Origin of the sequence: Moorena sp. SIO3H5 (genome assembly GCF_010692395.1) — a bacterium.
Classification (GTDB): Bacteria; Cyanobacteriota; Cyanobacteriia; order Cyanobacteriales; family Coleofasciculaceae; genus Moorena.
Genome location: NZ_JAAHHS010000086.1, coordinates 1 through 22,792, shown reverse-complemented (window position 1 = coordinate 22,792; position 22,792 = coordinate 1). Strand labels below are relative to the sequence as shown.

Below are 22,792 nucleotides of genomic sequence, written 5' to 3'. Positions count from 1 at the left end.
TCCACTACTTCGTTGTCGAAGGTTTGCCCATCAAGACTGATTTCACTGTTGTCATCCGCAGTAATAGTAATCTCTACGGGTCCAGCTGGTTCAGTGTCGAGAGCAATGGTATACTGTCCAAGCTCTCCCCCTTCAGCGATCGGGGAAATTTCCGTGATCAGGACTTGACCAGGAACAACTGCCTCATTATCAGTAATGGTGATCTCGGTGGCTGGGATATCTAGAGTCTCAGGATATTTGTCTAAATCCTCGGTGTTGGTAATGGCATAGCTGATGGTGGTGTTATGGTCACCTTCGACAATCGTGTCATCCAGAGCCTGTACTGTAATGGTTGTGGGGGTAGTATCCGTTAGGCTAACCACCACTTCATTGTCGAAGATCTCCCCATCAAGACTGATTTCACTGTTATCATCGGCAGTAATAGTGATTTCTACTGCTCCAGCTGGCTCAGTGTCGAGAGCAATAGTATACTCCTGTGTCTCTCCACCTTCAGTCAGAGGGGAAACCTCACTGATCAGAACTTGACCAGGAGGAATGTCATTATCGGTAATATTGGTAGTGAATTCTTCAACTAAGCCAACAGCATAGCTTGGATCATCGGAAACCGTAATTTCGTGCCTGATTTGACTGCTGTGATCATCTTCAACTTCGGCATCATCTACCGGCAGCACCGTGATTTCTTTTTCCAGAGTCTCAGCGTTGAAAGTAATTTCTTGCTCCGAAGCAAACTCTTCATCATCTACCTTGATTAGACTCTGAACATCAGCAGTGAGCTTAACCGTTACATCCCCAGTGGGTCGGGTACTTAAAGCAACTGTGTAGACTCCTTCTTGTCCCTCTTCCACAGACACAGGACCATTGATGAAGACGATTCCAGGATCGTCGTCTACAATATTGGCAGTATATGATGGCCCTTCTCCGATAGGATAATTCTCAAGATCTTCTGTATCGGTAACTGTGTGAGAGATTGTGCTAGTGTGAACGCCTTCTACCAGAGCATCCTGAGTTGCTCGTACCGTAATGGTTTCTTCGAGTGTAGTTGGGTTGAGGCTAATGATTTGCTGAGAGTTAAAGTTGGTGCCATCGAGACTAATTGTACTCTGGTCATCAGCTTGGATAGTAATCTCTACTGCTCCGGTGGGAGGAGTGTTCAAAGAAACTGTGTAAGTGCCTGAACCATTGTTTTCAGTGATAGTGATTGCCTGACTGAAGATCAGCCCAGGGTCATTATCAGCAATATCGACAGTGACCTCTTGTTCTAGCTCGCCCAGGTCATAGTCTAGGTCTTCGGAAGCAATTTCATGGCTAATTTTGCTAGTGTGATCACCTTCGACCTGATCATCATCTAACCCCTGTACTGTAATTTCTTTTTCCAGGGTCTCAGCATTGAGGGTAATAACTTGCTCGGAGGCAAACTCCCCGTCATCGACTTTGATTAGACTATCATCATCAGCTGTGATAGTGACTGTTACGTCACTAGCGGGCACTGTGCTTAAGCCAATTGTGTAAGTATCTTCTTGACCTTCCTCAACAGACAAGGTGGTCTCACTGAAAACAATCCCAGGGTCATCATCTGTAATTGTGGCACTGAACGAGCCGCTAATTCCTATAGGATAGTTAGTGTTATCCTCGGTTTCAGTCACTTCGTGGCTGATAGTGCTGGTGTGAGTTCCTTCTACTAGACTGTCATCAACGGCTTGTACACTAATGGTTTCTTGGAGTTTTTCTGGGTTGAGAGTAATGACTTGCTCGGAGGCAAACTCCCCCTCCCCTTCACCTACCTTGATTAAACTATCGTCATCAGCGGTTAGAGTAACAGTCACCTCTCCAGTAGGTACAGTATTTAAAGCAACTGTGTAAGTCCCTTCATCACCGCCTTCTGTGATTGCGATCGCATCACTAAAGATTAGTCCAGGGTCATTGTCAGTAATGTCGATAGTAACATCCTCGATCTCCTGGCCTAGAGGATAATTGGTGGTATCACTTGAACCAGTAATTTCATGGCTGATAGTGCTGTTGTGGTCGCCTTCCACAGCGCTGTCATCAACCACCTGGACTGTGATAGTTTGCCGTATAGTTTCCCTGAGCTGGATCGGAAGGCTAGAAGCAAAGTTTGTACCATCTGTGCTGATTCTAGTTTGTGGATCAGCGGTGATAGTGACTTCTACTGAACCATCCCCCACAGGAGGAGTGTTTAAACCAATTTCGTAAGTCCCGATACCCCCTTCAGTGAGATCGAGATTACTGATAATGACTACTCCAGGCTCATCATCAGTAATCTCAGCTATAACATCTGGAATTTCGAGATCCAGGGGATAGTTTGTGTTGTCTTGGGATTCAGTAATCTCGTGGGTGATGGTGCTGTCGCGAAGACTCCTAAATTCACTATCATCCTTACCCCGCACGGTAATGGTTTGAAGGGTGAGGTCATTGAATGTAACATCTTGACTAGAAGCAAAGCTAGTACCATCAATACTGATTTCAGTCTCATCATCAGCTGTGATAGTAACTTTGACATCTCCGGTAGGCTGAGTGCTTAAACCAATTTCGTAGGTATCAGTACTGCCTTCAGTGACCTGAGGAGTACCAATGATAACTATTCCGATATCATTATCAGTAATGGTGGCAGTGACATCCTCTATGGGTGTATTCTCATTGGAATAGTTTTCATCCGCTGAAGCAATGCTGTGGGTAATGATGCTGCTGTGAATCCCTTCCGGCGGCTGATCATCTATAGCCTGCACCTTGATTTCTTTTTCCAGTGTGCTTTGGTTGAGGGTAATCACCTGCTGTGATGCAAACTCTTCACCATCGACACTGATCAGACCTTGCTCATCTGCTGTAATGGTAACCGTTACATCCTCAGTAGGCTCGGTGGTTAAACTAATGGTGTAAGTACCCTCTTGACCCTCTGAGAGAGACAAAGACTGATTGGAGATAATGACTCCAGGGGTACCATCTTGAATGTCGATAGTAGTAAACTTTGTTCCCTGTCCTTCAGGGTAGTTCGGATCCGTAGAATCGGTAATTTCGTGTCTGAGGGTACTGGTGTGAAGACCTTCTACATCGTCGTCTATTGTACCTCGCACCGTGACAGTGGTGGGTGTAGTGTCACTAAGTTGGATATTTCGACTGGTGCCAAAGTTTAAGTTGCCCTCATCCAGAGCAAGTTCACTTTCCCCATCTGTAGTGATAGTAACTCTTACGGGGCTAGTGGGGGTGGTACTTAAGGCAACCTCATAAGTTGTCAAGTCTCCACCTTCCTCAGTGGGCTCGCTTGCTGGAGTGATGATCAGACCTGGGTCATTGTCAGTAATAGTGACAATTACATCTCCAGCCTTACTGTTTACTATATAATCTGAGTTCTCTGGAGCTTCAGTAATGGTGTGGCTGATGGTGCTGGTGTGAGCTCCTTCGACCGTTGAGTCATCTATAGGCTTGACGGTGATAGTTCTTGCCGATGTGTCACTGAATCTAACTTCTTGGGTTGCAGCAAATGTGGTACCTCCGTCAATACTGATTTCAGTCTCATCATCAGCGTAAATAGTAACTCTTACATCTCCACCGGGATTCTGTAGTAATCGAAGTGTGTATTCAACTTCATTACCCTCTTCAACAGATGAGGGAGTAGTGAAATCGAAAAGGCTGGAGCTATCATCAATAATCTCAATGGTAGCGCTATCAATTGTTGTGTTTGTAGGATAATTGTCGGTATCGTCTGTATCAGTGATTGTGTGGGTGATTGTACTTTCGTGAGGACTCCCTTCTGATGGGTCGTTATCTTCTGTAGCTTGAACCTTAATGGTTTGGGGTGTAGTATCGCTGAGTGTGATAGTTAGCTGGTCTTCAAACTCAGTCCCATCTGGCAATTTGATATCACTATTGTCATCAGACTCAAGGGTGATTGTTACGTCCCCATCAGGATTGGTGCTTAACGCAATGGTGTATTCGTTTTCGTCACCTTCTTCAATCTGACCAGTAGCTTGGGTGATGATTACCCCAGGATCATTGTCAGCAATATTAACAGTTACGTCTCCAACCTTACCACGTGGAAAGTTTGAACTGTTTGAATTAGTAATTTCGTGGCTAATGCTGACTTCTTGAGGTCCTGTGACATCTGAGTCTTCAGCAGCCTGCACCGTGATAGTTTTTTCAAATGTGGTGCTGTTGAGGGTTATCATTTGCTCGGAAGCAAATTCTTGGTCATCTTCTACCTTGATTAGACTCGATCCATTGGCTTTGATGGTGACTGTTATGTCTGCATCAAGCTCCTCTGCTTTAATGGTGTACGTACCTTCTTCACCCTCTGTAATAGACAACATTTGGTTATCGAAGGTGAGCAGATCTGGGTTATTGTCAGTAATCGTGGCAAAGACCTGTCTAGTTTGACCTTCAGAATATTGTCCTTGTGTTGCCTCGGACTCAGTAATGGTGTGGGTGATGGTGCTGCTGTGCAAACCTTCTAGGATGTTGTCCTCAATCCCCTGCACCGTGATTTCGGTGGTGAAGTCGGTTTCGTCAAAGGTGATCTCTCCGGAAGAGACAAAGGTGTTGCCCCCATCTAAACTAAATTGACTCTGACCATCACTAGTTTCGATTTGGACTGTTACATCTCCATCGGGTGCCGTACTCAACCCAAATTCATAGGTACCATTTTCACCCCCTTCAATGGGTGTAGGCGTGCCTTGGATATATAGCCCTGGGTCATTATCGATAATTTCAAGGCTGACACCAGTAAGTTCGGTATTTAGAGGATAGTTGTCTTCGTCTTCTGTGGCTGTAACAGTGTGAGTGATGATGCCTGGGTGAACACCTTCAGGAGTGCCATCATCTATAACCCGCACAATAACAGTTTTTGGTGTGGTGTCATCGATTTCGATGGTGTCTTGGGTTCTAAACCCCTGACCATCCACATTAATTTGACTCTGGCCATCAGTGCTGAGTCTAACAGTGACGGGTCCAGTTGGGTTGGTATCTAAGGCAATAGTGTATTCCTGGTCAGCACTAGTTTCAGTAAGCTGGATAGTTGTCTGTGAAAGAGTAACGTTTGCCATAGTGATTCAAAATGTTTAGTTAGTTATTTATAGCGATAGCTAGTACCAATTGCTAATTAGGGATAGCTGCATCAGACTTGGCTTCGGGTTTGGGTCTATAGGAATTGGGAAAAGGGATATCGGACACTCACTGGTATGGGTGTCGATCTGAGTTATCCATCCTCTGGCAATACAAATGCCCTACCGGGTTTCAATTTGTCTTAAAACCTTTCCCACTTAATTTGACCCAGCGATTTTATTGTCTTCCCCTTGACCTACTACTGTTCACCGGGAAAGTACCGAATTTACTGTGGCGCTAACTAGGGATTTTACATAGACTTCTTGAAAACTTTGCGTTTATAATAAATTACTGGCTTAGCCCCCTTGAAAACTGCCCCACACCCGTCAGAGACTGGAGTTGTTCAGGCATGAGCATTTCAGAGGTGTTTTGTGAAAAAAGTTTTAGGAATCATTCTCGGTGGTGGCGCAGGAAGCCGCTTATATCCACTAACCAAGCCCCGGGCTAAACCAGCGGTGTCATTGGCAGGCAAATACCGCTTGATCGATATTCCTGTCAGTAACTGCATTAATTCTGAGATTTACAAAATCTATGTACTAACCCAATTTAACTCAGCATCTCTCAATCGCCACATTACCCGTGCCTATAATTTCTCTGGCTTCTCAGAAGGGTTTGTTGAAATTTTACCAGCCCAAAAAACTGCGGAAAACCCAAGCTGGTTTCAGGGAACAGCAGATGCAGTTCGTCAGTATCTCTGGCTATTTGATGGCTGGGATGTTGATGAATACATAATTTTATCCGGAGACCACCTCTACCGGATGGACTATCGCTTATTTGTCCAACGTCACCGGGACACTGGAGCGGATATTACTCTGTCGGTTGTGCCTATTGATGAGACACGGGCATCTAGCTTTGGCTTGATGCAAATTGATGATCGGGGCAAGGTGATTGATTTTCGCGAGAAACCTACAGGGGAATTGCTTAAACAAATGCAAGTGGATACTACTGTGCTTGGACTTACGCCAGAACAAGCCAGAAATAGTCCTTACATTGCTTCTATGGGAATTTATGTGTTTAGTAAAGCAGTGATGAAAGAACTGCTCGAAGCTAATTCTGAGCACACAGACTTTGGTCACGAAGTTATCCCAGCCTCGATGCAAAAATATAACATTCAAGCTTATTTATTTAATGATTATTGGCAAGATATTGGCACCATTGAGGCATTCTACAATGCTAATTTATCCCTGACTCGTCAACCTAAGCCATCCTTTAGCTTTTATCAGGAAGATGCTCCGATTTACACGAGGGCTCGTTATCTACCGCCCTCAAAGCTTTTAGACTGTCGGGTAACAGAGTCAATTATTGGGGAAGGGTGTATTCTCAAAGATTGCCGCATTAATAACTCGGTATTGGGATTGCGATCGCGAGTGGAAGCTGGAACAGTGATCGAGGACTCTTTAATTATGGGTGCTGACTACTATCAATCTTTAACAGAACGTCTATCAGCCCAAGAACAAGGCCAAGAGACTTTAGGAATTGGTAAGGATACCGTTATTCGTCGTGCAATTATCGACAAAAATGCTTGTATCGGTAACAATGTCAAAATCTTCAACAAGGATCGTGTGGAGGAAGCCAACTGCGAAAGTGAGGGATTTTATATTCGTAATGGGATTGTTGTAGTGATCAAAAATGCAGTAATTCCCCATGGAGCCGTGATTTAGTCCTATGGGGTGAAAAGGGCTTAGACATGCTTAGGCTAGGTATTAAGTCCTAAAACTATTAACCATTAACCATTAGCCATTAATCATTAGCCATTGACCTTGCTACCTAACACCTTGCCAAAACCGCTGAAAACACCCTTGACAGAGTATTAATATGTACGGAAATTGCGATCGCAGCAGTGAGGAAGAACCGAACTCAGTTTACTTGAAACCTTTGTTACCCTGGCGTTGAGGTAGATAAACCATAATCCAAGGGCAATCACTTACCCCTTACGATCTTAGACGATTAGGAGACACTCTTGATGGCTGCGACGGACTTCAAAGACTATTACTCCATCCTAGGAGTCAGCAAAACTGCTAGTGCTGATGACATTAAAAAGTCCTTTCGGCGTTTGGCCCGGAAGTACCACCCAGACCTGAATCCTGGGGACAAACAAGCCGAGGCTCGCTTTAAGGAAGTCAATGAAGCCTACGAAGTGTTATCTGACTCGGACAAACGCAAGAAATACGATCAATTTGGTCAGTACTGGAAGCAAGCGGGACAAGGATGGTCTGGTCGTAGTGGAGTCGGTGTTGATGTTGGTGGCTTTGATTTTAGCCAGTATGGCAGCTTTGACGAGTTCATTAATGAATTGCTGGGTCGCTTTAGCACTGGTGCCCCCGGTGGTGCTGGCAGAAGTAATCAGAGCTACTCCTACCGTACAAGTACTTCTAGCTCTAATGGGTTTAATGATTTTGGTGGTTTTGGTGGCTATAGCAGCACCTCGGGGTTTAACAACACTACCGGAGCCAGTGCTGACCGAGAAGCAACCATTAGCCTCAGTTGGTCTGAAGCCTTTAATGGTGTCCAAAAGCGTTTTAGCCTAGGTAGTGAAACTATAACTGTCAAGATTCCCCCTGGTGCCAAACCCGGTAGTCGTATTCGGGTGCGAGGCAAGGGTCAGGTCAACCCTCTGAATGGGCAAAAGGGAGATTTGTATTTGAAAGTAGAACTCAAATCTCACTCTTTCTTTGAGTTCGATGGTGAGAATCTGGTTTGCGAAGTGCCAATCACACCAGATGAAGCGGTTTTGGGTGGGTCAATCGATGTACCAACTCCAGATGGCTCTGTGAGTATGAATATTCCTGCTGGTATTCGTTCTGGTCAATCTCTGCGGTTGCGGGGTAAAGGCTGGTCTTTACCTAAGGGTGGACGTAGTGATCAGTTAGTGCGAATTACGATAGTAACTCCGAAAAACCTCACCAATCAGGAGCGGGAGTACTATGAAAAAATCCGTGAAAGTCGTCGCTTCAATCCTCGCAGTCACTTGTCCCAAGTTCGACTTTGATTATAGCAATTATGAGAGCTATGAAGTACACAATTTTGGGATTTTAGGCAAGAGGCAAGAGGCAAGAGGCAAGAGGCAAGAGGCAAGAGGCAAGAGGCAAGAGGTAAAAAATAATGTGTACCTCATTGCTATGATAAACGCCTTATATCTAGCAGTGCTCAATGGGGCTAGGGACTTTCCTGCTGGGTTAATGGGAGTAGGCAGTAGGGGTAAGACAATTGACGGTACCTCATCAGAGGGTGTCGATCGCATTTAAGAGTGTATCTACTTCGGCATTGGGATTTAGGAAAGAAAATAGATGTTGAAAGCGGAGTTTTCCTAGCTGATCTAAAAGAAATTGAGCAGGTAGGGGAGCACCCAGTGCTTGACCAAGGTTATAGGCACGAAAGGTTCTACAGTTGGGGTCGCTCAGCAGTGGCATTTGTAAACTGAGATCGTTAACAACTTGTTGGCTTTGCCTGATATCTGTACTCGTAATCATTAACACCTCAACTCCTTTCTCAGTGAAACGTTGGTAGTTTTCATTGATTTTTTTGATGTGAGGGAAGCACAGAGGACAGTAATGCTTTTCTGTGAAAATTCGGGTGAATGCCAAGATCACCGGTTGTTTGCCCTGATAATCGGATAATTTGATCTGACGGTTATTGGTAATATCTGGTAGCTCAAAATCAGGTGTCCTTGCTCCGAGTTGTAGCGCGTTAGTTGCTGGTACAGGCACAAAATTGTGGAAGAAGCGCTGATTGATTAAGCCACTAAAGTTAAGGTCTGTGAGCATCAGGGATTCAATTCTCCTGGACTAGGGAATAGTTTATGGTTACTGTTATAGTGTACCTGTAGGCACCCTCAACTGTAGCTAGTTCAGGTAAAGAAGGGCGATCGCTCGAAATTATTGCAGCTTGCTCTCTATCAATTGGCTTGCCAAAACCTTAGCCTAGAAAAAATTCTTGATAAAGCACCTACACGATAGAGAATGTATAGGGATAATATGCTGCTAAACTTAACTATAATTAGGCAAAATCATAAGTTAACGACTTTCTGCAATAAGGTGATTATAACTGATAGAGGTATTGAGTTATATTCAATCTTAATCTATATATTAAAGAATATAATTTTGATAACCTTTGACCGAAACAAAGTCATGCCAAGTTGTTATTTTTTATATCGTCAGTATTTCTTAGCACAACTTAATACTGCTATGCCTGAACTTGTTCAACCCATTGTTTTAGCTGTAGGCTATCAACATTAGCTCCATGAGTAGTAGAGGAGGTGGGCTTGAGCGGTAAGCTAATTGTTTTCGAGGGAGTGGAAGGTGGTGGGAAAACTACCCAACTACAGCGATGCTCAAATTGGCTTCGAGCTGGTGGCTTACAAGACTGTCTAGGTACTTTGGATCAAACCATGCCCGTTGTAGTCACTAGAGAACCGGGGGGAACATTATTAGGCACTAAGGTTCGCCAACTGCTACTGGATAGAGATTCCTCTCCCATTCACCCTCGGGCTGAACTTTTACTCTATGCTGCTGATCGCGCTGAGCATGTTGAAGAGTTGATTAAGCCACAGTTGGTCAACGGAGCAATTATTTTATGCGATCGCTACACGGATTCTACAATTGCCTACCAGGGTTATGGCCGAGGTATTGACTTGAAATTAATTGAGCAGCTTAATCAAATTGCTACCGGTGGACTGGAAAGTGACCTCACCCTGTGGCTGGATATTGATGTAGAAATTGGTCTGGAACGGGCGCGACAGCGGGGAAAGGTTGACCGCATGGAGCAAGCTGACTTAGGATTTCACCGACGAGTGCAGCAGGGATTTCAGCAGTTGTATCAACAAAATCCCGATCGGATGGTTCGGGTAGATGCTAGCTACAGTCAGGAGGAAGTCCATAATTCCATTCAGAAGATTTTGCGTGAACGGTTGAGAACATGGTTCCAGGAGCGTTCGATTTTATCCTAGGGCAACACCAAGCGATCGCATTATTGCACGGAGCAATCACCACCAAGCGCATTGCCCCTGCCTACCTGTTTGCTGGTCCATCTGGAGTGGGGCGGAGTCTGGTAGCACGGGCTTTTATTGAACAGTTGTTTTGTCAAGGTATCCCAGCTGATGGGCAAGTCTCAATTAAAAAACGACTGATTCAGGGCAATCACCCGGATGTATTGTGGGTAGAGCCAACCTATCTCCACAATGGTAAACTGGTGTCTGCTACAGAAGCTGTCCAAAAGGGAATTCAGCGTCAAGCACCCCCCCAAATTCGGTTGGAACAAATTCGGGAAATTGCTAGGTTTTTGAGTAATTCTCCTCTAGAAGCATCGCGTAAGGTGGTGGTACTAGAGCAGGCAGAAACTATGGCAGAGCCAGCAGCCAACGGTTTGCTGAAGACTCTCGAAGAACCGGGAAACGCTACGTTGATAGTGATCGCACTTAACACTGAATCTTTGTTGCCGACCCTAGTGTCTCGCTGTCAGCGGATGCCATTTTATCGCCTGGGCCAGGAAACTATGACAACAGTGCTGCGGCAAACCGGTCATCAACAGATTTTACAGGAACCATCAGTACTCGCCATTGCCCAGGGAAGTCCGGGGGAAGCGATCGCTGCTTTTGAGCAACTCCAAGCTATGCCTCCAAACTTACTTACCCAACTTACCCAGTTACCCCACACATCCCGTCAAGCGTTGGAACTGGCAAAGGAAATCGACAAGAAGCTGGATACCCACACTCAGCTTTGGTTAGTGAAGTATTTACAACACTGCTACTGGCAATCACACACTCAACCAGACATGATTAAAAAGCTAGAGCAAGCTCGGCGATACCTGCTCAGTTATGCTCAGCCGCGATTGGTTTGGGAGGTAACCCTGTTGGAATTGAGTTTTCTTGAAGCATGAAGGGTTGATAGTAAATTATAAAGCATGAAGAATAAAATGTAAAAGAGTAATTGGGAAGCATCAAGGATAAAGCTCCATAAAGTATTTCCTAATACTGGATACTTAGGTGTGCTCTTACCATTAAGAATTAAATTCGCATAATTGTCGCACCTGAAGAAAACCCTACTAATCAAAATCGTTATGACTATGATATATTTGTAAAGGTTCGTAAATAATCAATTAGATTTGATACCATTTGTGTGGTTGGTTACAGATCATGGTCTGGCCATGAAAATCGGATATTGGGTAGATCATTTTCTTATCCATGGACTCCCTCTCAAGATGTATGTATTTAGCCAGCACTTTGAGAAATAGTATGGGTAGCATGGTTTGAGGTGACCACCACTTGATCAGCAATCTGTAGCCAACTGACACCCTACACACTTTAAGGAGCATAACTATATGACTACAACAGAAGGATGTCTCCGGGTAGGCCAACTGGCTCCCGACTTCACGGCCACTGCTGTATTCGAGCAAGAGTTCAAGACAATTAAACTGTCTGACTATGGTGGTAAATACGTCGTTGTGTTTTTCTATCCCCTAGACTTCACTTTTGTTTGTCCTACCGAAATTACTGCATTTAGCGATCGCTTTGAAGAATTCAAAGAACTAGGCACCGAAGTCCTTGGCGTGTCTGTTGACAGTGAATTCTCTCACCTGGCCTGGATTCAGACTGACCGCAAGGATGGTGGTGTAGGCGATCTAGCTTATCCTCTGGTTTCTGATATCAAAAAAGAAATCAGCACAGCTTACAACGTTCTTGACCCGGAAGCCGGTATTGCCTTGCGTGGTTTATTCATCATCGACAAGGAGGGCATTATCCAGCACGCTACTATCAATAACCTCTCCTTTGGTCGTAGCGTTGACGAAACCCTGCGTACCTTGAAAGCGATTCAATACGTTCAAACTCATCCTGATGAAGTTTGCCCAGCAGGGTGGCAACCAGGTGACAAAACTATGAACCCTGACCCTGTTAAATCAAAAGTTTACTTTGCTGCGGTATAACCGAATCGCAAATATATCCACCCTCCTACCTTGAAGACGGAGCTTTGATACTGGGAAATTGAGTTGGTATAATACCTATTCAATTTCCCATTAACATTATGGGAACATTTTGAGTATGGGAATATTTTGAGGGTATTGATAAATAGGTAGTGATACAACAGCAGTTTTCAATTAGGTGAGGTGCTTACGCGCAAGGGTTTGAGAGAGCAGGAAGTAGGTATGAGGAAGTAGGGAGTAGCGAAAATTTTGTGTACCTCAATAAACTGATAATTGCCATAGCACGGAAGTACCGGAAAACAACATAGGGGCGCTCTTACCATTAAGAATTAAATTCGCGCTTAGGTCAGCTTTCCCCCGGCAGTAGACTAGTCAATAATTCTCGTTCTTTATGGGAAAATGGTCAGGAAGTCTGTGTCAGTACCTACAGATGTTGGTTCGCATATAGTGAGTAGGGAGGAGTGTTAATCCATTGAATCAACAAATGGCGCTGCCTGGGAGGAATTACAATGTCAGAAGAGCAAAAACAGCAGCCAGAAGCGGCAAAGGATGAAGCAATTCAAACGCCGCCAACACCATCAGTGACAGATAAATCCGAAGACAGCTTGGAAGCAACAAGTGAATCACCTCAGACCACTGGCAAGGGAAAGTTACCGTCTTCTGAGCCTAAGTCTGGATTAATGAATCGGTTACTGCCGATTCTTAGTAGTCTTGGCCGGTTGTGGGATGGGACCTTGACAAAAGTCCGCTCCTTGCTACCGGCAGCTTGGAATGAAAAACTGTCTGATTGGATGTTGACTGGTGCGATCGCAAGCGTGGTAGTAGTCATTCTATGGACAACACTAGCGCTTCTACCAAAGACACCAGCACAGGTGGCACAAGTTCCTGCTGATACCATTAATTCTCCACAAAATTTGGAAGTGACTCAGGAATCACAACTTGTGGAATCCGAACCCATACCCACACCAGAGTTAACTCCGGAACAAAGTCTGATTGTCGCAATTCAAAATCAAATTGCGGGTCTTACGGCTCAGTACGGTAATGACCTGATTCAAGCAATTGAGGCTAACTTTCTCAAAAGTATGCTCTTGGTCAAGGTCAGTGATGAGTGGTACCAACTCAATGATGCTCAGCAGAATAGCTTAGCTCAAAGGATGCTGAGCCAGTCTCAAGAATTAGACTTTAGCAAGTTGGAAATTAGTGACCTAGAGGGAACGTTAGTTGCCCGTAGTCCTGTGGTGGGGTCAAGTATGGTCATTTTCAGCCGACATTAGTTCTGTTATCTGTTAACGATTGAGGGTTGACTCTTGACTGTCAACCCTCAACAACCCTAACTATTTAGGTGATCTATTGATTTAAGAGATAAAAGACGTGATCAAATCAATAATCTGATCACCTATTATCTATCGACTAACCCCCGGCTAATGGGTTCAAGCGCTTCATGGCACGATTGACCACATCGGAGTAGCGTAATTCGCCACAGAGAATGTTGAGCATGATTTGAGTAGCAACGGGTTTTTTAACGCCGACTTTGTAAGCAATTCCAGGAAAGCGGTAGAAAGCACCAGCAAGTTTAGCAGCCCAACTCATATCAGTTCCCCGTTCTTCCTGCATGACCTGGGTATAGTTTTCTAAAGCATCTGCTTGACCTGCCAAAGCTTGTTGAATGGCCTCAGCTGCTTTCATGCCACTGAACATAGAGGGTCGAATTCCCTCAGCAGTCATGGGATCCACCACACAAGCAGCTTCCCCAGCTAATACAGCATTTTGTGTATGCAGCTTTTCCTGACCTTCCCAGACACAGATGGCACCTTCGTGCTGTTGACAGCTACTCAGGTCTAAGCCGGATTTCTCGGCATAACCTTTGACTAGCTTTTGGATGTCTTTGAGGTCACCACCCCGTAAGGAGCCAAGACCAATGGAGTAACCTTCGGCTTTAGGAATACTCCAGATAAAGCCATTTTTGAACTGACCAAAGTCAAAATGGATCTCCTTACTATTGCTGTCCGATTTGGGGACTTCTAGGGCTAATGCCAGACGTGATTTACGTTCTTTGAATCCCAACCATTTTGCCATCGGTCCAGTAGCACCGTCAGCTGCAATCACGTAGCGACCTTCAACAGTCCCATTGACAGTGTTGACCTGCCAGTGGTCTCCCTTAAACTCTACCCCTGTAACTGCTGTATTATCTCGAATTTCAGCACCTTGTTTTTGGGCTTGTTGGATGAGATAGTGATCGAAAACATCTCGTTGCACCATCCAAACCGGTTCTTGAGTGTCCAGTTTCACCGTTACTGGGTCATCCATTTTCCAGGTGTAGCGTACACTCTCAGCTTTTAGAGATATGGCAGGTGTAAAGTCGAAATCAAACCACTGTTGCACTTGTGGGGAAACCGCACCACTACAAGCTTTGTACCGGGGTAAGGATTCTTTTTCTAGAACCACCACAGACTTTCCAGCTTTAGCTAGGTGATAAGCAGCCGTTCCACCAGCCGGTCCCGCACCAACGATTATGCAGTCAAACATGATGTTTCTACTTTACTCCTCAAAGATTTATCGATTAAAGTTCACAGACTAACAGCCCAGTGTGTCAGCCTACTATCCAAATTGAGTGACCAATTTACCAGGACTTACTCACTAAGATGCCCAGCAATTGAGACGAACTAACATTCGGAAATTATAAAATCACTATCAATTCATAATAATGACCCTACAAATATTGCAGGGTCGAGATTAGGCTTTTAGGAAAAGGCTTACCCTTAATCAATAACATCCTGAAAACGCCTAATCATTTATTATATGGATGCACCTTTATACTGATAGTTTTTGTCTCTTGTTCACTCAATTTTTCAGTCATTAGACTCGTTAATCCGGATAGTTTATTGGCTAATTATTATGGTAATTATTAGTTTGTATAACCATTATTGACCTATAATGTTTAAAACATGTGGAGTTCTGAGCAATCTTTATTAAAGTTTCACGAAGTCACAGCCAAAAATATTGCCAAAACTATTAGTGTATTTTTTCCCTCCCCATACTCTTTCCCTATGGGCTTCTTCTCAATCCTCAGTCTATCTCAAATCGCTTGGTATCGGTATTGAGGAGTTCAAGCAAGGTACGGGAAATGTAGTTATGGTAGATTTGGTTAGACTTGATAAAGAATATAAGATGACCATTATCTTATAAATCTCATGCCGTCAGAAACAATATCACCCAATCCCCTAATTGTTCTTCCTGGCAAACTCAAATCCACGCGCTCAAGCTATTATCTCTATAACTTCGGTTTTGGTCTTTAGGAATTGTTAGGGTCTTGCTGACTCCTAGTCTTACTTGAATTAACGCTCCGAACCAAACCCCTGGCATAATACCACTAACCTGAGTAAGGGAAAGTAAGCCATGGCAATGACTTATTTGACCAAAACTCAAGATCGTTCGGTGCTCAAGTCCCGCCTAATATGGATTTTGATGAGTTCTGAAAACTACCTCAATCACCCCAATTTTGGTCTACTGTTTCGGGTTTGCATTGTTGAAGCACAACAAGAGTTGTTCACTACGATCTATGCCCAGAGACTTTTCTTTTTGGTGAAAAGTACTACCAATGGCATTGCCTTTGAGCCAATCAGTCGTTCTGAGGCTCGCCTGTTGGTAGAAAATCGCCTGCGCTTACTTAGACGCAGTGCTTCATCAGCTGAGTATGAGCAGCTTAGAGTGATCCATCAGCAAACCTTCCAATAAGTTCCATAAGGAAACCTTCCCATGATTGGTTTAACAAAACTCGCTATCCATCCCCACCTTCTTTAAAGGTGGGGATGGATAGCGAGACGAGGACTTGTTGCGAATCGTGTTAGAATAAAGTTGGTCGATGACCCGCCTGACTGACTAAAAGGCTACCTTAAAGGTGTAAAAGTACTAGCAGAGCTCAGGGAAGAGACAAGCCCCAGCTGGTTGACCATAGAGTCGTAATTCCAAGGTGAGTCTGTCGAAAAAAACTATGCGTCTGCGGAAGGCGGATGTCTGCCTGTGGACGCTGAGTAAGACCTTTGATCAGCTTGCTGGTTGAGGCGTCGGCGGATGAAGCGGGAAGCCCATTTGACGAATAAGACCGTCCCTGATTTGAGTTGAGATTGGAAGCCCCAGCCTCAGCGAAGCAGGCTGGGGTACTTCACTTACAGAACCCATTACCAACATTCCACAACAGCTCCCACCAAATGTAAGGCTGATTGCCTTTACTAAAACTATGTCCGTAGAAGCTAGTGGAGGTGCTGATGCTGCGCCATCTGCGGGATTGCCTCCAAAAGTGGTTAGGACCTGGGGCTTGTGGCAGGTTTAGCTAAATTTGAAGTACTCACAAGCAAATCGAAGGTTATTCAATGGGCTGATTTTACCGCCAAAAGTAAGTCCCAACGACGATTGTGAGCTTTTGCTGAAATGAGATTATGGGATCAGGAAGTAATGGGGTAGTATATACCCAACCACATCCATCATCAATATTGCCCTCTTATATATAATGGCATAGCCTTGCTGAAAGTGTGTTTTTTCCAGAACTACACCCCGTTCAGAAGGCAGATATATCTTTTATATTGATAACCTTGTGGTGTTCTCAAGGGTGAAAATTATTAAGTAAGCTCAGGGGTAAGTTAGACTGTTGAAGTTCTAGTCTAAGCATCTACTAAAGACTGCTGCCCTAGAGAAGGTCGATTATCGGCTTTGCAGAAGCTTACACTAAAGTTGTGATGGAGAGTTGACTATGAGCGGTATTTTTAATAAGCTGCGCGATTTCGTCGGTCTGAATGAGCCAGTGGAATACGAATACGAATATGAAGACATTGAGGGGGATGCCTACCCAACTCCCTACCCACAAGAGCAACCGGTTCAACCGCCACCAGAGGAGGAACGTCCGACCAGACGCCGTTCTCGGGAGCGGACAACGGTCTCAGAAGCAGGGGTAGGGCCATCTCCCATCAATAATGTGATTGGCATGCCTGGAGCAGTCAATGGCCTTTCTGAGGTGGCAGTGATTGAACCTCGTTCCTTTGAAGAAATGCCCCAAGTGATTCAGGCACTGCGGGAACGGAAGTCGGTGGTCTTAAACCTGACCATCATGGATCCAGACCAAGCACAACGAGCAGTTGACTTTGTGGCTGGTGGGACTTACGCTATTGATGGTCATCAAGAGCGTATTGGTGAAAGTATTTTCTTGTTTACACCAAGCTGTGTTCAGGTAAGTACTCAGTCTGGTGTGATTCATGAGATACCTACTCCCCAGGCTGCTCCTCCCCGTCAGACAGCTCCGTCACCAGCCTGGGGTTCTGAGCCAGACCAGATGGCTCAGTAAGAGTCAGGACAAGACCCGTGTCTAGTGTTTCTTGAATAACATTAAAAGTTGAAAAGAGAGGTGTTGGGTTGCCTATAAAACTTGGCATAATTGGTGGCGGTGTCATGGGAGAAGCCCTCCTATCCCGCCTACTTGCCCAACAACTTTACCAGCCTGATGAGGTTTTGGTGAGTGAGCTGCTGGAGCAGCGCCGTGATGGTTTGGCGCAAGAATACGGGATTAGGGTCACTGTTAATAACCAAGCCGCAGCGGCAGCATCAGAGGTTTTGTTACTGGCAATTAAACCTCAGGTATTTGAAGCGGTAGCAGCAGAACTGGTAATGGGTAGAGGTGACAACGGTCACAGCTTAGGAACGTTGCCAATGGTGATTTCAATTCTAGCTGGAGTGCCTGTGGAACGGCTCGAAAACGCTTTTCCATCCCAGTCAGTGATCCGGGCAATGCCTAATACTCCTGCAACAGTTGGGGCGGGAATCACAGCACTAGCTGCTGGAAAATGGGTTTCGCCTGATCAAATGGAGCGAGCAAAGACAATTTTTAGGGCTGTTGGTGAAGTAGTCGAGATTCCGGAACACATGATGGATGCGGTGACCGGTTTATCTGGGTCAGGCCCAGCTTATGTGGCAATTTTGATGGAAGCCCTAGCAGATGGGGGCGTGGCAGCTGGATTACCCAGAGCGATCGCATTGCAGTTGGCACAGTCTACAGTATTGGGAACAGCCCAGCTGTTACAAGAAACTCAAATGCATCCAGCTCAATTGAAGGATCAGGTTACTAGTCCTGGGGGAACGACAATTGCTGCGATCGCTAAATTGGAGAAAGCTGGTTTTCGCTCAGCTTTGATTGAGGCGGTTTTGGGGTCTTATCAGCGTTCTCGGGAGTTGGGAAGTTGAAGGTTGTTCGCGTAGCGTGGCCAAAGGCCAAGGTTAAAGGTTAAAGGTTAAAGGTTAAAGGTTAAAAGTTGAAGGTCGAAGGTTGAAGTTTGAAGGTTGAAGGTTTTTCGCCGTTGGCGTTCCCATAGGGTAGGTGGAAAATCGATCAGAACTGATTGATCACGTGAATCTTAATATCTATTAGACTAGCCCGTTGTTAGTTGGTCTTGGCTAACCCCATCTGCATTTGTAGTCCTATGGGGGTTTTTTTTTAATGAATAACCAAAAAAACTATTGTGCGCGTCATCTAGTTCTGTTAACTAGTTCTATAATAGCAGCTAAAGGATTTATGCGATTGATCCCAATCGTTTAAAATGACGGGATCTGAACTACAATAATCACAAAATATTCATAATTTAGTCTGAATGTAAATTTGTGGACTGCATCTACTTGATGACAGACAGATGACAGAATCTTCAATTCCGATTCGAGCCTTACCAAAAGCACGTCAACGTTCTCGACCCAATCGCTTAAAATGGTTTTCCTACATAAGTTTGGGGATTTTGAGCAATGCTGCTATTTTCGGTTTAGCTTTTTTTGTGCTTGAGCAAATCCCTCGAACTTACACCAGTAAGGCAGCAGCCATCATACCTGGTGTGGGTTCTCAAGGATCTGTTCAACTCCCTGGAGTTGGTCAAGCTTCCTCCAATACAGGTGACAAATCTCCTTACGGATATCTTTTAAAGGTAGATCCACGAGAGAACTACCAGTATATCGCCATGAGTGAAGTAGTTTTAAAAGAAGCTGCTGCTGCTGTTAAGACTTCAGTCAAAGATTTTGAAGAGTTTGCCAAGCCAAGGGTTTCTTTGGATAGAGGTACCACTATCATAGAATTTGAAGCGGATGGCAAAAGCAAACTGGAAGCTCAGCGAAATACTCGGGCTTTTTATGAAGCGTTAGTTAAACGGATTGATGACTTAAGAGTAGAAGAATCATCTCGTCAGGATAACAAGACTTTGTTAGCGTTAGACTCTGCTAATAGTAACTTAAAAAAAGCCCAAACAAAGCTGTCTCAATTCAAAAAGAAGTCACTGCTCAAAATTTCTGAACAAATCAAGAACCTTTCAGAAGAAGTAGAGAGGTTGCGAGTGGAGCGTGCTAATTTATTGGCTCAGCAGCAAGCGGCTACCTCTGGATTAACGCAGTTAGAAGCTAACCTTAGGTTGTCAACTGACCAAGCAGCAGATGCTCTGATGCTTCAGGATGATGAAGTCTTTAAAAAGCTTTGGCAAAACTATAGCGATATCAGCGCTAACCTAACGATACTCAATACTCAATGGACACCAAATAGCCCTCAGGTGATTAATCTCAAAGCTAAGAAGCAAGCGGCGCTTGAGGCATTACTTGCTCGTAGCCAACAGCTATTGGGTAAGCGGATGAATGTTCAACGTTTGGATAATCTCAATTTAGGTTTAGATGCCCAGACAGGTCGAGCAAATCTGGCACAAGTGTTAATCAACCAGAGAGCTCAACAACAGGGACTAACCGGTCAAGTTAACACCTTGGCAGAACAAATTGCTCAGTTAGAGTCTAGACTTCAGACCTTGATTCAGGAGCAGTTAACCCTGACTGAGCTTGAGCGAGAGGTTCAAATTTCCGAAGCTATATTTACGGCGAAGTCAGCTCAATTAAACGTCAATAAATCCGATCATGCTAGTGCTTATCCAACTTTGCAATTGTTAGTAGAGCCGAACTTACCGAAAGAACCTGTTGGTAATACTAAAAAAACGGTGATCCTAGGAGCTGTAGCGCTTTCCCTGTTAATGACAACTGGGTTGGTTATCCTGGCCTGGGAAAAACCAAGTTCTAAGACAGACGCTCCCAAAGATTCCACTAAAGATTCCACTCCGGTACTTCAACCTGAGTCTTAAACCAGTAAATTGAAAAGTAGGAACAATTTGGATCTACCAACAATTACAAAATTGTTGGAAACTACCAAAAGATCCGGGAACGTGAGAGTCCCCCTTTTCTAAAGGGGGGATGAAACGGACGCGACGGGGTTTACCCCGATGTATCCATTCCAATAAGTTATAATCTAAAGAAGGAGGTGATAGTGACGTGTACAAAACAATTCCATTAAAAGCCAACTTTTCAGATGAAGAAAATGCTTTTTGGCTATTTCAGTGCGAACAGGCCAATAGCTTATGGAATTGTGCTACGTATTACTCCAAACAAAAACATTATGGTTGGCTAGAACAGCAGCCCGAAGCATTTACGACTTACTGGAAAGGGGATGATCTAAGATACGGCTGGAAAACTTACAAGTGTAGCGTTAAATACGCAGAATTGTGCAAAAGTCTTAAAGATAGCTCTCACTACAAAGCAATGGCTGCTCAGTCCGCACAGCAAACCCTCAAATCTGTAGCCGAATCAATTACTAGTTATAACCAGCTAGTTAGTCTTTACTATAAAGGTCAGGTAAATAGACCAAGGCTCCTCAGATACCGCCAGAAAGGGGGACTGGCTGCTGTTACTTTTCCTCGGCAAGCGCTGACTTATAAGAATGGCTTATTTTACCCGTCAATCAGTAAAGAGAGCAAACCAGAATTACTTACGGAGATTACACTCTCGCCGCCCGGGTTTATAGATCCAGATTGGGTTAAAGAGGTAACTGTTCGCCCGTACCTAGGACAATTATGGATTGACTGGGTTATTGATGATGAGAAGCAGTTGATCGAAAATAATCCTAACCTAGACTATTCCCAAGCGTGGAGTTTTGACCACGGTGGTGATAACTGGCTAACTGGTGTCTCAACCCAAGGAAAAAGCCTAATCATTGATGGCCGCAAACTCAAATCAATGAATCAAGGTTATGCCAGATTAGTCGCGAAGTATAAAACCGGTAAACCTGAGTTTTACTGGGATGCGAACCTAGCACGAGTGCAAAGAAAACGAAACAATCAGATCAGGGATGCGATAAATAAAGCAGCTAGGTTTATAATCAATCGCTGCCTAAGTGACCGCATTGGAAATTTAATTATCGGGTGGAACGAACGTCAAAAAGATTCTTTAAATATGGGGCGACTAGGAAATCAAAACTTTGTAGTCATCCCCACTAAAAGGTTAATCGAAAGACTGAAACAACTTTGTTCCGAATATGGTATCAAGCTAACAATTACTGAAGAGTCGTACACCAGTAAGGCGTCTTTTCTGGATGATGACCCATTACCAAAACACGGTGAAAAACCCAGTGGATGGAAAGCATCAGGTAGAAGGATGAGGCGCGGGCTGTACAAAACTTCTTTTGGACACCTGATCAATGCCGATTGTAACGGTGCCGCAAACATAGCGAAAAAAGTAGCCACACAGTTAGGTATCGACCTGACCAAGGTGGGTAGGGGAGCTTTGACACTCCCACATCGACATGATCTTTTTAAATCTCTTTCTAGATCATATCGAACAAGCTGTGAAGTGGCAGGGCGAGGGATTCCTCGCCCTGCCACTTCACAACCTTGTAGAATCCTCCGTGCTTCAGCCGGGGGAGATGTCAATAGCATGAACAATCCAATTGGGAAAAACTCCAACTCTGCTACCTTAATCAGGTCTAGGCAGTAAGTAATAGTAATGAACCTATCCAACCGTATAATCAAAGGGTGGAAATCTCCCACGCTGCGAGTGATGTCTCTGACATTCTTCGGTATGCTACTGGCGTGGGTTGCAGACATTTTGATGGCGGCGAAACTGGGGACTAGTCAAACCACAGATGCCTTGATTGTTGCCCTGAGCTTACCGCGACTAATTGATACCGTGAGCCGGGAGGGAACCAGACAAAGCTTGGTTCCAATGTTTATGGAGCGCCGAGATGCTCTGAGTCTCAGGGAATATCATCGCTTGGTCAGTGGCATTGTAAACTTAGCTTTAGTACTCGGCATTAGTCTAACTATTCTGTTGGAAATTCTAGCGCCATTGATAATAACTGGGTTAGCCCCAGGATTTTCCCCAGAGGGTAGAGCACAAGCAACGTTTTTATTTCGGGTCTGTGCGCCAATGGTTTTGTTTGCTCCTGGGATTGCGGTCTTTAGTGTGATCCTCAACAGCCAAAGGCGCTTTAGTGCGGTAGCTCTGCGGAATGCGATCGCACCAGGTTTCGTAGTGGCTGCTATTGGGTTGGCATGGCAACAGTCTAGTATTGCTCTGTGGATAGCGATCGCTTATACCTTGGGATTTGCTGGATTCTTTGTGCTGGTATTCCTAGATGCTTTTAAAGCGGGACACCAACATCAATGGTTGGCCTGGGCTGGCAAAGATGACCTACTGCGTCTGTGGCAAGCAGGTTCTTTGCCCACTATCGGTTTTGTTATTAAGCTCGCATCTAATCTAGTCAAGAGTCAGATGCTGCCTTCCTTAGTAGCAGTTGGTGGGGTCTCCACATTCTACTTTGCAATTCGGATCGTCTCCGCTGCTCAAACGATTATTGGTGTCAGTATTGCTACCACCAGCTTGCCCGCCATGACAGAGCATGACTTAGCTGGGCATAAATCCCAAGCGGGATTTATGC

At 44.7% G+C, this 22,792-nt stretch carries 18 protein-coding genes; 15 read left to right on the top strand and 3 right to left on the bottom strand.

Annotated features, from left to right (window positions below; translation table 11 throughout):
* A partial coding sequence (locus tag F6K52_RS12435) for a Calx-beta domain-containing protein (protein ID WP_293077873.1) occupies positions 1-5,054 on the bottom strand: 5,054 nt, incomplete at its 3' end.
* A 429-nt stretch (positions 5,055-5,483) separates the two neighbouring features.
* Here F6K52_RS12435 and F6K52_RS12430 point away from each other — a divergent pair.
* The 3 genes from F6K52_RS12430 to F6K52_RS12420 all read left to right on the top strand — a co-directional run bounded on the left by F6K52_RS12430 (position 5,484) and on the right by F6K52_RS12420 (position 8,357).
* Positions 5,484-6,773: a glucose-1-phosphate adenylyltransferase gene (locus F6K52_RS12430; protein WP_293077871.1), complete on the top strand. Its 1,290-nt coding sequence runs from the start codon at positions 5,484-5,486 to the stop codon at positions 6,771-6,773.
* Between the two features lie 302 nt (positions 6,774-7,075).
* A complete protein-coding gene (locus F6K52_RS12425) occupies positions 7,076-8,101 on the top strand; it encodes a DnaJ C-terminal domain-containing protein (RefSeq protein ID WP_293077869.1) in 1,026 nt (341 codons plus the stop codon).
* Positions 8,102-8,231: 130 nt separating this feature from the next.
* Positions 8,232-8,357: a hypothetical protein gene (locus F6K52_RS12420; protein WP_293077866.1), complete on the top strand. Its 126-nt coding sequence runs from the start codon at positions 8,232-8,234 to the stop codon at positions 8,355-8,357.
* Here F6K52_RS12420 and F6K52_RS12415 read toward each other — a convergent pair.
* Positions 8,334-8,876, bottom strand: a complete 543-nt coding sequence (locus F6K52_RS12415) for a redoxin domain-containing protein (RefSeq protein ID WP_293077863.1) — start codon at positions 8,874-8,876, stop codon at positions 8,334-8,336. The genes F6K52_RS12420 and F6K52_RS12415 overlap by 24 nt on opposite strands.
* A gap of 195 nt (positions 8,877-9,071) precedes the next feature.
* Here F6K52_RS12415 and F6K52_RS36970 point away from each other — a divergent pair, with 195 nt between their 5' ends.
* The 5 genes from F6K52_RS36970 to F6K52_RS12395 all read left to right on the top strand — a co-directional run bounded on the left by F6K52_RS36970 (position 9,072) and on the right by F6K52_RS12395 (position 13,301).
* Positions 9,072-9,347 carry an AAA-like domain-containing protein gene (locus F6K52_RS36970; protein WP_364417335.1) on the top strand — a complete coding sequence of 92 codons (276 nt, stop codon included), beginning with the start codon at positions 9,072-9,074 and terminating at the stop codon, positions 9,345-9,347.
* A 26-nt stretch (positions 9,348-9,373) separates the two neighbouring features.
* On the top strand, positions 9,374-10,057 hold the full coding sequence (gene tmk, locus F6K52_RS12410) for a dTMP kinase (protein WP_293077861.1): 684 nt from the start codon (positions 9,374-9,376) through the stop codon (positions 10,055-10,057).
* Positions 10,027-10,986, top strand: a complete 960-nt coding sequence (gene holB, locus F6K52_RS12405; protein ID WP_293077860.1) for a DNA polymerase III subunit delta' — start codon at positions 10,027-10,029, stop codon at positions 10,984-10,986. Before tmk ends, holB begins: the two co-directional genes overlap by 31 nt.
* Before the next feature lie 441 nt (positions 10,987-11,427).
* Complete coding sequence (locus tag F6K52_RS12400; protein ID WP_293077858.1) at positions 11,428-12,030, top strand: peroxiredoxin; 603 nt, start codon at positions 11,428-11,430, stop codon at positions 12,028-12,030.
* A gap of 506 nt (positions 12,031-12,536) precedes the next feature.
* Entirely contained in the window at positions 12,537-13,301 is a 765-nt protein-coding gene (locus F6K52_RS12395) for a hypothetical protein (protein ID WP_293077856.1), read from the top strand.
* A gap of 136 nt (positions 13,302-13,437) precedes the next feature.
* Here F6K52_RS12395 and F6K52_RS12390 read toward each other — a convergent pair whose 3' ends face one another.
* Complete coding sequence (locus F6K52_RS12390; protein ID WP_293077854.1) at positions 13,438-14,553, bottom strand: geranylgeranyl reductase family protein; 1,116 nt, start codon at positions 14,551-14,553, stop codon at positions 13,438-13,440.
* Positions 14,554-15,027: 474 nt separating this feature from the next.
* On the opposite strand from F6K52_RS12390, the gene F6K52_RS12385 reads away from it, so the two are divergent.
* The 7 genes from F6K52_RS12385 to F6K52_RS12355 all read left to right on the top strand — a co-directional run.
* A complete protein-coding gene (locus tag F6K52_RS12385; RefSeq protein ID WP_293077852.1) occupies positions 15,028-15,213 on the top strand; it encodes a hypothetical protein in 186 nt (61 codons plus the stop codon).
* Between the two features lie 279 nt (positions 15,214-15,492).
* Complete coding sequence (pipX, locus tag F6K52_RS12380; RefSeq protein ID WP_293077875.1) at positions 15,493-15,762, top strand: transcriptional coactivator PipX; 270 nt, start codon at positions 15,493-15,495, stop codon at positions 15,760-15,762.
* A 1,012-nt stretch (positions 15,763-16,774) separates the two neighbouring features.
* Entirely contained in the window at positions 16,775-17,362 is a 588-nt protein-coding gene (locus tag F6K52_RS12375) for a cell division protein SepF (protein ID WP_293077850.1), read from the top strand.
* Between the two features lie 68 nt (positions 17,363-17,430).
* Positions 17,431-18,255 (top strand): pyrroline-5-carboxylate reductase, encoded by an 825-nt coding sequence (gene proC / locus F6K52_RS12370; protein WP_293077848.1) that lies wholly within the window; start codon positions 17,431-17,433, stop codon positions 18,253-18,255.
* 443 nt (positions 18,256-18,698) lie between these two features.
* Entirely contained in the window at positions 18,699-20,165 is a 1,467-nt protein-coding gene (locus tag F6K52_RS12365) for a hypothetical protein (protein WP_293077846.1), read from the top strand.
* 187 nt (positions 20,166-20,352) lie between these two features.
* Positions 20,353-21,849 (top strand): transposase, encoded by a 1,497-nt coding sequence (locus tag F6K52_RS12360; RefSeq protein ID WP_293077844.1) that lies wholly within the window; start codon positions 20,353-20,355, stop codon positions 21,847-21,849.
* Between the two features lie 9 nt (positions 21,850-21,858).
* On the top strand, positions 21,859-22,792 hold a 934-nt coding region (locus F6K52_RS12355), incomplete at its 3' end, for a lipid II flippase MurJ (protein WP_293077842.1).

Excerpts from the sequence above, each read along its gene's own strand:
- F6K52_RS12425 (WP_293077869.1), top strand. The coding sequence starts at position 7,076 with ATGGCTGCGACGGACTTCAAAGACTATTACTCCATCCTAGGAGTCAGC.
- F6K52_RS12420 (WP_293077866.1), top strand. The coding sequence starts at position 8,232 with ATGATAAACGCCTTATATCTAGCAGTGCTCAATGGGGCTAGGGACTTT.
- F6K52_RS12415 (WP_293077863.1), bottom strand. The coding sequence starts at position 8,876 with ATGCTCACAGACCTTAACTTTAGTGGCTTAATCAATCAGCGCTTCTTC.
- F6K52_RS36970 (WP_364417335.1), top strand. The coding sequence starts at position 9,072 with ATGTATAGGGATAATATGCTGCTAAACTTAACTATAATTAGGCAAAAT.
- holB (WP_293077860.1), top strand. The coding sequence starts at position 10,027 with ATGGTTCCAGGAGCGTTCGATTTTATCCTAGGGCAACACCAAGCGATC.
- F6K52_RS12400 (WP_293077858.1), top strand. The coding sequence starts at position 11,428 with ATGACTACAACAGAAGGATGTCTCCGGGTAGGCCAACTGGCTCCCGAC.
- F6K52_RS12395 (WP_293077856.1), top strand. The coding sequence starts at position 12,537 with ATGTCAGAAGAGCAAAAACAGCAGCCAGAAGCGGCAAAGGATGAAGCA.
- F6K52_RS12390 (WP_293077854.1), bottom strand. The coding sequence starts at position 14,553 with ATGTTTGACTGCATAATCGTTGGTGCGGGACCGGCTGGTGGAACGGCT.
- pipX (WP_293077875.1), top strand. The coding sequence starts at position 15,493 with ATGAGTTCTGAAAACTACCTCAATCACCCCAATTTTGGTCTACTGTTT.
- F6K52_RS12375 (WP_293077850.1), top strand. The coding sequence starts at position 16,775 with ATGAGCGGTATTTTTAATAAGCTGCGCGATTTCGTCGGTCTGAATGAG.
- F6K52_RS12365 (WP_293077846.1), top strand. The coding sequence starts at position 18,699 with ATGACAGAATCTTCAATTCCGATTCGAGCCTTACCAAAAGCACGTCAA.